This window comes from Microcoleus sp. AT9b-C3, from assembly GCF_036705485.1.
GTDB lineage: Bacteria > Cyanobacteriota > Cyanobacteriia > Cyanobacteriales > Microcoleaceae > Microcoleus.
Map to the genome: position 1 here is coordinate 1 of NZ_JAUBUR010000099.1, position 2599 is coordinate 2599.

2 protein-coding genes and 1 pseudogene are annotated in these 2599 nt (G+C 44.6%); 1 reads left to right on the forward strand and 2 read right to left on the reverse strand.

The genetic code is table 11. The features are described from left to right. The first annotated feature begins 65 nt into the window (after window positions 1–65). On the forward strand, window positions 66–980 hold the full coding sequence (locus tag QUB77_RS31455; RefSeq protein ID WP_333180925.1) for a hybrid sensor histidine kinase/response regulator: 915 nt from the start codon (window positions 66–68) through the stop codon (window positions 978–980). A 345-nt stretch (window positions 981–1325) separates the two neighbouring features. Here QUB77_RS31455 and QUB77_RS31460 read toward each other — a convergent pair whose 3' ends face one another. Both QUB77_RS31460 and QUB77_RS31465 read right to left on the reverse strand, forming a co-directional pair. Further along, window positions 1326–2012, reverse strand: coding sequence for a response regulator (locus tag QUB77_RS31460; protein ID WP_445251796.1), 687 nt, complete (start codon window positions 2010–2012; stop codon window positions 1326–1328). A gap of 152 nt (window positions 2013–2164) precedes the next feature. Further along, window positions 2165–2599, reverse strand: a pseudogene (locus QUB77_RS31465) (hypothetical protein); the annotation flags it as partial.

Genomic DNA, 2599 nt, shown 5'->3' on the forward strand with positions numbered 1-2599 from the left:
CAGCTCCGAGTTAACCATTTTTCTTCATTTTACATCATCTTGCATTTGTCTCACATTTATTTGAAATGACTATAATTTTCATCAGCGCTTTAGATGACGTATTTGACAAAGTAAAAGGGTTTGAGGCGGGCGGTGCTGACTACATTATAAAACCTTTTGAGCCTGTTGAAGTGTTGGCGCGGGTATCTGCCCAACTTAAAATGCAGCGTTTACAGCAGCAACTTCGCTGCGCTAACGTGCAATTGGCTGCACAAAATGCTCAGCTCAGCCAGGAAATTCAAGAAAGACAGCAAGCAGAAGCCAATTTAAAAATTCTGTTGCACGCTGTTTCTCACGATTTGCGATCGCCTCTATCGGGAATGTCGCTGCTGCTGCGAAGTTGCCTCAAAGATGCTGCCAGTAACATTGCTATTGATAGGCGGACTGTGGAGGTTATGGTGCAAAGTTGTTCGCGCCAACTTCAGTTGATTGAGTCACTAACAGCAACACAACAGTTTGATGTGAAAAGTGCTTCTTTAGCAATGAAGCCGCTGTCGCTGCCCGCTTTAGTCCAAAATATTCTTATTGAAAGATTACCAATTCTCAACCAGCATCGAGTCAAGGTTAAGCAGCGTTTTGCAGCAGATTTGCCTTTAGTCAATGCTGATGCCCAGCAGCTCTGGCGGGTGTTTGGCAATCTGATCGATAATGCTGTTAAATACAATCAGTCTGGGTTTATTTTGACTGTAGAAGCTAAACGGGAAGGTGAGATGGTTCGCTGTACGGTTGCAGACAATGGGGCAGGAATTTCTCCTCAGCAATGTGCAAGATTATTCGAGCCTTATACGAGGGGACTTGGAGTTAGTTTAAGGCAAGGGTTGGGATTGGGACTTTACATTTGCAGGCAAATTGTTGAGGCTCACGGCGGAGAAATTGGCGTTGATAGCGAATTGGGAAAAGGAGCGAGGTTTTGGTTGACATTGCCAAAGTTTGAAGAGTGATAGGCTGTCAGAGACGGTAATTTTTGAGAACTAAAGTTTATCAAATACGAGCGCCTATTTGATAAACTTTAGAAATGAAATCTCATGACGCCATTTATTCACAATCGCGCCAGCAAAAAATGATCTCGAAGAACTGCTGCCCCCACTAGAAACAGTTAATCTCGATTGCGATGTCACTTCTTAAATACGCAAAATTAGCGTTTCCTTCTGTTCGACTGCCGTCACTCTAGAATATGCAGAAACCCTAGGAGTTTTGGGAACACTGGCAACTGCAACATTAATCTTTGAACCGTTTAGCAACCCGGTTACAGGTGTAGGAAAATGTCACTTTCTTAACTCTAACGACTAAACCAGCCCCAAACGCAGTGCTTTAACGGCTGCCTGAGTGCGATCGCTCGCTTCAAATTTAGCTATAATCATCTCTACATGACCTTTGGCGGTGTGGACGCTCATGCCTAGCCCAGCGGCAATTTGTTTATTGCTTTTACCCTCAACTAGCTGCTGCAAAACCTGCATTTCCCGTTCAGTCAGCTTAATGTCGTCATTCGCATAGCTATCGGGCAGCGGCGTTTTGAGATTTTGCAGCACGCAGTCAGCAATCTTAGGGTCTAGGTAGCTCCCACCTTCTTGCACAGCCGTAATCGCTGCTAAAAGTTGTTCTGCGTTAGTGCCTTTAACGCAGTAGCCATGACCGCCACTGGACAAAGCAGCCATAACTTGAGTTGGATTGCTGTGGTGGGTGAGCATCAGGATGCGAGTATTGGGCAGTGCGGCTCTGATTTGCTGCGCGGCTGCAATACCGTCGATTCCGGGCAAGTCAATGTCCATCAGCACGATGTCTGGTTGGTGTTGCAGTGTGGCACTGACGGCTTCGTTACCGTTAACAGCTTGCGCGACAACTGTTAAATGGGGTTGGTGATTGAGGATATGCTGTAGCCCGAGCTGCATCATCGGGTCATCTTCAACTATTAGGATGGTTTTTAGTTGGCTTATTGTTGGTTGGGTGGCGGTAGTTGCAGTCACGGCTAACATTCCTACTACATTTATCCATACCTATTGTTTTTTCTCAGCTTAAAGAGTGCCATCCTCCTATCGAGAGATATGCACCCTATTCCCGACGCAATCGCCAAAAAATTAATACGTTTCTTCTCTCCATAGGAGGATGGCAATAAAATGTAAACTGATTATATCGATACTTCGTTGATTTCATCCAAATTGATAGCTGTTGCTACTTCCTTCGGTTGAGGTGTTAGATAACCATTGAGCTTGATAACTGTTTGTTCTCTCTCTCGTTCAATTGTAGTCAAAAGCCAATTTTTGGTTTGTCGGTGTTGCTTACTATCCCAGGTCAACTGAACTTTTTTTGCTGGTTGAGTCGGATGCAGTGCCAAAATAATTAGTTGCAGCTTGTGAGGCTCGATCTCGAAGAATTCGGCAGCTACCCATAACTTAACTCGGTCTTGCCAAGTCAGTACAGGATGGCGAATCGCCCACTCAAATAGTCTGGGTGTTCCTTTGACTAAACCCACATTTGTACGGACTTGTATAGCAATCCTAAATGATTTTCTGTGTGTAACTATATTGACGTATTTTGGGGAAATCAAATGTATGTTCGTTAG

What these genes read in the sequence shown, in the direction of transcription:
- QUB77_RS31455 (WP_333180925.1), top strand. Translation starts at nt 66, where the DNA reads ATGACTATAATTTTCATCAGCGCTTTAGATGACGTATTTGACAAAGTA.
- QUB77_RS31460 (WP_445251796.1), bottom strand. Translation starts at nt 2,012, where the DNA reads ATGTTAGCCGTGACTGCAACTACCGCCACCCAACCAACAATAAGCCAA.